Source organism: Dyella sp. 01N36, assembly GCF_056399745.1.
Genome location: NZ_JBFTRY010000172.1, coordinates 1 through 7,260, shown reverse-complemented (window position 1 = coordinate 7,260; position 7,260 = coordinate 1). Strand labels below are relative to the sequence as shown.

8 protein-coding genes are annotated in these 7,260 nt (G+C 64.8%); 4 read left to right on the top strand and 4 right to left on the bottom strand.

Annotated elements, in window-relative coordinates:
• Positions 1-76: 76 nt before the first annotated feature.
• The 3 genes from AC1DMG_RS18025 to AC1DMG_RS18015 form a co-directional block, all read right to left on the bottom strand.
• Positions 77-523, bottom strand: a complete 447-nt coding sequence (locus AC1DMG_RS18025; RefSeq protein ID WP_441605545.1) for a DUF6491 family protein — start codon at positions 521-523, stop codon at positions 77-79.
• Positions 524-581: 58 nt separating this feature from the next.
• Positions 582-1,313 carry a hypothetical protein gene (locus AC1DMG_RS18020; RefSeq protein ID WP_441605546.1) on the bottom strand — a complete coding sequence of 244 codons (732 nt, stop codon included), beginning with the start codon at positions 1,311-1,313 and terminating at the stop codon, positions 582-584.
• 120 nt (positions 1,314-1,433) lie between these two features.
• Positions 1,434-2,327, bottom strand: a complete 894-nt coding sequence (locus tag AC1DMG_RS18015; RefSeq protein ID WP_441605547.1) for a LytTR family DNA-binding domain-containing protein — start codon at positions 2,325-2,327, stop codon at positions 1,434-1,436.
• Positions 2,328-2,481: 154 nt separating this feature from the next.
• Between AC1DMG_RS18015 and AC1DMG_RS18010 the strand changes: the two genes are divergently transcribed.
• Positions 2,482-3,705: an acyltransferase family protein gene (locus AC1DMG_RS18010; RefSeq protein ID WP_441605548.1), complete on the top strand. Its 1,224-nt coding sequence runs from the start codon at positions 2,482-2,484 to the stop codon at positions 3,703-3,705.
• Between the two features lie 21 nt (positions 3,706-3,726).
• Here AC1DMG_RS18010 and AC1DMG_RS18005 read toward each other — a convergent pair whose 3' ends face one another.
• Complete coding sequence (locus AC1DMG_RS18005) at positions 3,727-4,026, bottom strand: DUF3247 family protein (RefSeq protein WP_441605549.1); 300 nt, start codon at positions 4,024-4,026, stop codon at positions 3,727-3,729.
• 139 nt (positions 4,027-4,165) lie between these two features.
• Between AC1DMG_RS18005 and AC1DMG_RS18000 the strand changes: the two genes are divergently transcribed.
• The 3 genes from AC1DMG_RS18000 to AC1DMG_RS17990 all read left to right on the top strand — a co-directional run bounded on the left by AC1DMG_RS18000 (position 4,166) and on the right by AC1DMG_RS17990 (position 7,144).
• Positions 4,166-5,440 carry an MFS transporter gene (locus tag AC1DMG_RS18000; protein ID WP_441605550.1) on the top strand — a complete coding sequence of 425 codons (1,275 nt, stop codon included), beginning with the start codon at positions 4,166-4,168 and terminating at the stop codon, positions 5,438-5,440.
• 102 nt (positions 5,441-5,542) lie between these two features.
• Positions 5,543-6,748 carry a 5-demethoxyubiquinol-8 5-hydroxylase UbiM gene (ubiM, locus tag AC1DMG_RS17995; RefSeq protein ID WP_441611466.1) on the top strand — a complete coding sequence of 402 codons (1,206 nt, stop codon included), beginning with the start codon at positions 5,543-5,545 and terminating at the stop codon, positions 6,746-6,748.
• 75 nt (positions 6,749-6,823) lie between these two features.
• Positions 6,824-7,144, top strand: coding sequence for a hypothetical protein (locus AC1DMG_RS17990; RefSeq protein WP_441605552.1), 321 nt, complete (start codon positions 6,824-6,826; stop codon positions 7,142-7,144).
• Positions 7,145-7,260: the final 116 nt, after the last annotated feature.

Sequence of the window (7,260 nt, the reverse complement as noted above, 5' to 3'; positions counted from 1 at the left end):
ACCGTAGCGCCTGGGTGCTCCGCTCCGTCGGCTGGTCGCGCACAAGTGCGCTCCTACAAATAGCGGAACGGCACCCTCACTTCGCCGGCCGCGCCGCCTCCTCCACTTCCCTCGGCTTCCCCTGCTGCGGCGAATCCAGCTTCTTGATATCCACCGGCCGGATCTGCTTGATGAAGCACGGCGCATCGGCACCACCCGTGATGACGCGGTCGAACTTCGCCGACACTTCGCTGGCGCTCGAGGTCAGGGCGATGTGGTTTGTGAATTCGAGGTTGCGGCAGCGGCCGTCCAGATCGATCAGCCACGCTTCGTTCGAACGCGTATAGACGGCCAATTCCGTATCGCTCAACGGCTCCCACGACCACAGGCTGAAGTAGTGGAAACTGCTGACCGGTGCGCCGGCGGCAGCGGCGTAGGCCTGCTGGCGGGCTTGCATGCGCGAGGTGTAATCCTTGCCCACGCGGGTGCAGGCGCTGAGCGCTGCGATCACCGCGACGGCGGCAAGTAGGGATTTGGCTGCCATGATTTTCATCTCCATCAGTGCTGGTCTTGCAAACGCATGACGCGCAAGCGCGTGGACCTTATTTCTTTTTGCCGGACGACTTGCTGACTGGCTGCCACTTGGCCGGGTCGAAACCACCGGTTTCAAAAACCAGCGTCACCTTCTTCTCACCGTCCTGCAAGGTCACGTCCATGGTGATTTTCTTGGCCTTCTCCAGATGGGCGATGAAGCCCTTGTCGTCCTTGAACAACAAAGCCGGCTCACCCGTGGTCGGCGCAAACGCGGGGATGCTGCCGGGCTTGCCGTCGAAGGTGGCCTTGATCGAACACACGCCCTTGCACACGAAGCCATGCGGGCCGCCATTGAACAGGAAGGCATTCTGCCCCCACTCGGTATGACGGCGCAGCACCAGTCGCACGCGGTCCTCGCCCGCAGGCTGGCTGGTGTAGATGGTGGCGGTGGACTGCGTGCCGCCCTGCATCGGCGAGACCTGATACAGCCACAGGCCGGCGAGGCGGTTCTTCTCGCTGTTTTCCTTGTAGCGCTGTTCGATCGCCGGGAGGCTCTGCTGCACTTCCTTGGCCGCCTCGGTGTTGGGATATCGCTTGAGGATCTCATTGCCCATCGTCACCGCCATCTCGTCGTTGCCGATGCGCTGCAGCTGGCGATAGGTGTCGAGCTTGCCCGCGGATTCGTCGGCCGGCGCCTGGGCCTGTTGCGGTGCCTGGGCCTGGTCGCCCGACTGGGAGCAGCCGGCAAGCATGAGCACGGTGCCGAAGGTGGTGGCGGCGAAGCGGAGGCGCTGGTTCATGGGCAAGGTCCTGTTGCGGTTAGGCGCTTAGAGTGGAACGAGGGTGAGTGGCGGCGCAAGCTGGGTGGCTTTGGGCATGACCGGGTCGCGCACAGGGTGCGCTCCCACAGGTGACAGGTCTCAGGCGCTGACGGGGGTGTCGCCGAAGCGTTCGCGCAGTTGGGTGCGGAAGCGTCGGCTGCACGGCAAGGTGGCGCCGTCGCGCATGGTCAGGCGCGCGTCGCCGGTTTCCAGCGGCTCCATTTCAGAGAGGTAGTCGAGGTTCACCAGATAGCTGCGATGCACGCGCACGAAGCGCGTGGGATCGAGCCGCTCCTCGATGCCAGCCATGGTGGCGCGCAGGGGATAGTCGCGGCCGCGCACATGCAGGTTCACGTAGTTGCCCGAGGCTTGCAGCCATTCGATCTCGCGTGCGGCGACAAGGAATTCCCTGCCGAGCTTGCGCACCAGGAAGCGTTCGGGGCGGTCGACTGGCTCGACCGGCGGGCCCTCGTCGGGTTCGGCCAGGAGGCTGGCCTCGCCCTGCAAGCGCAGGAGCAGCAGCCGATAGCCGCCGATGGTGGCCAGGAACAGGAAATAGGTGCGGATGTCCTTGAGGTATTCGTAGCCCAGTTGCCGCAGCCAGTCGTCACCGAAGTGGTACTGCCAGCCCAGCAGCGCCCGGTAGGCAACCATGCGCAGCACGATCATCAAACCGACATGCACCAGGCAGAACGCCACGCTCAGCGCCAGATGGATCTTCAGGTTCTGCCGCCAGTTGTCGAAGCGCAACGTCCAGCGGCGGCTGGCCATCACCACGAACGGCACCAGCGCCAGCATGACCAGGCTGCTGGTGGCCTCCCAGATCCACGGCTCGATGCTCTCGGCACGGTGGGTGCGATAGCTGTCGTCGAACCATGCGACGACCCCGTTGAACACGGTGTTGACGGTCATCATGACGACCCAGAAGCCGATCTCGAAGGGTCGGCGCCAGCGCTGGAAACGGGCGAAGTCGAAGGACGGCTTGGGTCTCATGTGCGGATTCTACGTGCACGGCGGCCGAACCCGCTCTTTTCGTCCCTCGCTGCCCCCTGCTCGTCCCTGTTTCAGGTCGATCAGTCACTTAGCGGCAGACGGCGACTGTGGCGCGACGGAGCATGCGTCATCCCGACCATGGAGTCCGCCGCTCATGAACCGCCGCCACGACATCGACGCCCTGCGCGTCCTGGCCTTCGGCCTGCTGATCCTCTACCACCTGGGCATGCTCTACGTGGGCCCTGCCGACGACTGGACGTTTCACCTTAAGAGCAGCTACATCGCCGACTGGCTGAAGTACCCGATGCTGGCCTCCAACTTCTGGCGCATGGATCTGCTGTTCCTGATCTCGGGCATGGCGATGCATTTCCTGCGCGGTCGCCTGAGCCTGCCGGCGCTTGCGTGGAAACGGACCGTGCGGCTGATGCTGCCCTTGCTGTTCGGCATGGCAGTGGTCGTGCCGATCCAGCCGTACGTGCAGGGCGTCGACAGAGGACTGGTGGCGCCGGGGTTCGGGCACTTCCTGTTGCACTACTGGACCGGTGGCCCATGGCCGGCGGGGGCGTTCGACGGCTGGCAGTACGGGGTCACCTGGAACCACCTGTGGTATCTGCCGTATGTGTGGAATTTCACGCTGGTGCTGATCGCGCTGATGCCGGCGCTGGAATCGGCGCCCGGGCAGCGCATGATTGCGACCCTGCACCGGCTCCGCGGCTGGCCGCTGCTGGTACTTCCCGCACTGCCCATGCTCGCTTTGAACCTGTTGCTGGCTGCCCGCTTCCCGCAGAACCACGCCGTGATCGGCGACTGGTACGCCCATGCCAGCTACGCCACGATGTTCTTCTACGGGTATGCCATCGGCAGGCATCCGGCGATGTGGGAAGAACTGGCGCGCCTGCGGCGTCGTTCGCTAGGCTTGGCCGCGTTCTGCTTCGCCGCCTTCGTGTTACTGGATCGGCTCGATGCCATCGTGGACATCAGCGGGTGGTCGTCCACCGTATTGGCCGCGGGGCATCACGTAGTCCGCGTACTGCGATTCATCTACATGTGGAGTGCCATCGCCGCAGTGCTTGGCTGGGGCCATCAATACCTCAACCGCCCTTTCCGCTGGCTGCCCTATGCGCGCGAAGCGGTGTTTCCCTGGTACATCCTGCATCAGAGCGTGCTGCTGGCAGTGGCTTACTGGCTGATCCCACTGAAGCTCGGTCCGGTGTTGGAGCCTACCCTGTTGCTGCTTGGCACTGTGGGTGGCTCCGCAGCGCTGCACGAGTGGGTGATCCGTCGCACGCCGTGGCTGCGTCCGTTGTTTGGTCTAGACGCCAGGCCGCGCACCGCACGATCGCAAGCGAATCTGGCGGCGCAGACGCAAAGCGCCTGAACCTGGTGCGGCAGCGGGAGCTCAGCTCTCGCTGCCCATCGAATCAAGATGCTCCACACGATGGATATCGCCCAGCCACAGGTAACACGTCCACGCCGGCGCATCGGGCCGCTCGAGGCGCACCACACCATTGATGCCCTCATTTTCCTGCGCATCGCGAAACACCTGCACATTCGGGCGTTCGCACACGACGCCGTCGTAGCTGGTGCCGTCCCTCATCTGCAAGACCACGTGGCCCTGGGTCGGCAATTGGTCGACCAGGTCTTCCAGGCGGCGGATCCTGGCGGGATCGGTGTATACGCGTTTGGCTAACTGGCCCATGCTTCACCTCAACGACTCGGTGACATCGCGACGCTAGGGCCGGCGTCGCCAACAGCCGGTCACACTCGTGTGAAGCTGCAGTGCTTTGCCTCGGCGCTTCAGCTGCCGATAATGGTCTCGCCCCCGCAAGGATCCCCTCATGCCCCCTGCTCCCGCGCAAGCTTCTGCGGAATCGCTGCGCTCGCACCCTGCATTCGTGCAGTTCTGGTTTGCCCGCATCTGTTCGGGCTTCGGTTTTCAGATGTTGTCGGTAGCGGTGGGTTGGCAGATCTACGCCATCACCGGCCGCGCGCTCGACCTGGGTCTCATCGGCCTGGTGCAGTTCTTTCCGTCGGTGATGCTGGCCTTGCCCGCGGGGCATGTGGCCGATCAATTCGAGCGTCGTCGCATCGTGATGTTCGGGCAGATCGTGGACATGCTTGCGATTGCCGTGCTCGCGGTGATCAGCCTGATGTACCTGGCGCAGGAGACGACGATACTCGCGCTGGTGTTCGTGATCGGCGTCGCCAAGGCCTTCGAATTCCCGGCACTGCAATCGATGCTGCCGGCGCTGGTGCCGTCGTCCATCCTGCCACGCGCGATGGCAGCCAGCGCATCGGCGGGACAGGCGGCGATGATCATGGGTCCTGCCGTTGGCGGCCTGCTCTATGTGGCGGGCGCCGGCGTCGTGTACAGCGTTTGCGCGGTGTTGTATCTGATCGCGGTCGTGCTGATGGCGCGCATGCGTTACGAGCAGGCGCAGCCCAGGCGTGAACCAGCCACGCTGAAGAGTTTGTTTGCGGGTGTGCATTTCATCCGCCGCCGGCCGGACGTGCTCGGCGTGATTTCGCTTGACCTGTTCGCCGTGCTGCTCGGCGGCGCCACCGCGCTGCTGCCGATTTTCGCCAAGGATATCTTGCATACGGGCCCCTGGGGATTGGGCCTGCTGCGCGCCGCGCCGGCAGTGGGCGCGCTGCTGATGTCGCTGTGGCTGGCACGCCACAGCATGGAGCGGCGCGTCGGGCCGATTATGTTTGCCTCGGTAGCCGGCTTTGGCGTGGCGACCCTGGTGTTCGCCTTGTCCAAAGTGCTGTGGCTTTCGCTGATCGCCCTGTTCGCGCTCGGCGCGTTCGACATGGTGAGCATGGTGATCCGCGGCGCGCTGGTGCAGCTGGACACGCCTGACGACATGCGCGGCCGCGTGAGTGCGGTCAATGCCATCTTCATCAATACGTCCAACCAGCTCGGCGAATTCGAGTCGGGCATGCTCGCCGCGTGGCTGGGTGCGATCAACGCCACGGTGATTGGCGGGATCGGCACGCTGGTGGTGGTCGGCCTGTGGATGGCGATGTTTCCCAGCCTGCGTCGTCGCCAGAGCCTGCGCGCCGAACCGCTGCCGGTGGTGGAGCCGACAAGCGCGGAGACGACCATCTAGGCATGCCCAGCGCCATCCGGCGCACCGTGCTTTGATCTACATCAAGTGCGGCCTGCAGCGGCTCCTTAGCATGGCGCTGTCTCCAGTCCGGCCCCACATCCCATGCACGTCGATATCGCGATTGTTGGCGCAGGCCCTGCGGGGCTGTGCTTTGCCCGAACGCTGGCACACCGGGGCCTGAGCGTCCTGCTGGTCGAGCAGCAGTCGCTGGCGTCGCTGCGCGACCCGCCGTTCGACGGGCGCGAGATCGCCTTGACGCAACGCTCCGTGCGCATCCTGCATGAGCTCGGCATCTGGCAGCGGCTGGGACCCGCGGACGTCTCACCGCTGCGCAGCGCACGCGTGCTCAATGGACAGTCCCGGCACGGCCTGCGCGTCTCGCCGAACTCCGAAGCTGAGGATGCTCTGGGCTATCTCGTCCCCAATCACCGTATTCGCCGCGCCGCCTACGCCAGCATCGAGCACGAACCGACCATCACGTTCGCGTGCGATACCTCGGTCGAAGCGGTGACGCTCGGTGATGACGCCGCACGCCTGCGCTTGTCGAACGGTGGCGAGGTGACCGCGAAACTCATCGTCGCCGCCGATAGCCGCTACTCGCGCGTACGACGCGACGTGGGCATCGCCGCCGACATGCATGACTTCGGCAAGACCATGCTGGTTTGCCGGATGGCACTGGAGAAGCCACATGGCGATGAAGCGCTGGAATGGTTTGGCCACCACCAGACGCTGGCTGCCCTGCCGTTGAACAACGCAGAGGCTTCGATCGTGCTGACCTTGCCCCCGCACGATATCCAGCGTGTGATGGCCATGGATGACAGGGCCTTCCAGGCCGACATGCGTCGCCGCTTCGATGGGCGCTTCGGCGAAATGCGGCTCACCTCCACGCGACATGCTTATCCCCTGGTCGGTGTTTATGCGCGCCGCTTCATGGCGCAACGCCTCGCCCTGATCGGCGACGCCGCCGTGGGCATGCATCCGGTGACCGCACACGGATTCAATCTCGGCTTGCGCAGCGTGGAGGCGTTGGGCGGTCTGGTCGCCCAGGCTGCTGCCAACGGTGGCGATATCGCCTCCGCCGATCTGCTGCGCCGCTATCAAGGCAGGCATCGCCGCGCCACCTGGCCGCTCTACGCAGCGACCACCGCCATCGTGGCGATCTACACCAACGAGGGACCTGCCGCGCGGCTCACCCGCACCGCGCTGCTGCGGGCCAGCCAGGCCTTGCCGCCCGTGCGGCGCGCCATCGCGCATGCACTGACCGCGGGGCATCCGGTCGCCGCTGAGGTGCGCCGACATCGCAGCTGAACAAACCACCTGATTATTTACGCATCGCTCACACCACCGCTGGCAACGTGAACCAACTTATTGCAGGAGGACGCCATGAGCCGTCACCACGACCTCGAAAATACCGTCAACGGCGTCCGTGACCGCGTACGCCACTACGCTGGCGAGGCCGCCGACCGCGCGGATGAGCTGGTGGAACGCGGCCGCGATGCCACCCGTCGCTTCGGTCGCAACCGCACGACGTACGCACGCCGCATTGGTCATGCCGCGGAAGATTTCGCCGACGAAGCCAACTACCAGTATCGCCGCCTGCGTCGCCACGTGAACCGCCATCCGGTGGCCACCACCGCCATCATTGCGGGCACGGTAGGCGCGTTCTTCCTGTTGCGACATCTGTTTCGCGGGGACGACGATTGAGGTTGCTCATCGCATAACAGGAACCCGCCGCAAGGCGGGTTTCTTTTGGATGGCCATTTGATCGATTCATTACCCCCTGTGGGAGCGCACCCTGTGCGCGACGCTCTGCATGTTGC